At 73.0% G+C, this 263-nt stretch carries 1 pseudogene; it reads right to left on the bottom strand.

Annotated elements, in window-relative coordinates:
• A pseudogene (locus tag EOD29_RS32545) lies at nucleotides 1–263 on the bottom strand (ATP-binding protein); the annotation flags it as partial.

The following is a 263-nucleotide window of genomic DNA, read 5'->3' as shown; positions in this document are numbered from 1 at the left end:
GCGCCCGCTTGGCGCTCTCCTGGCCCTTGATGTCGGCAAGGTCGGGCAGGTCGCGCGCCGCGACCTGGATGCCGGCCTCTGGCCGCGACAGCACCTGCGTGCCGCGAAAGTGGTTGGCGATCGCGATCAGGCTGCGCGGCGCCAGTATGTCGAAATCCTTGCCCGCCCAGGCCGCCTCCGGTCCGCAGGCGAACGGGCAGATCAGGCCCTTGCCTTCGGCATTGGCGCCGATTGCCGCCGGCAGCGCGCCGGCCACCGCCGCG

The organism is Mesorhizobium sp. M1A.T.Ca.IN.004.03.1.1, from assembly GCF_003997555.1.
In the GTDB taxonomy this organism is placed as follows: Bacteria; Pseudomonadota; Alphaproteobacteria; order Rhizobiales; family Rhizobiaceae; genus Mesorhizobium.
The sequence above is the reverse complement of the archived record's forward strand: the minus strand, read 5'-3'. Positions and strand labels throughout refer to the sequence as shown.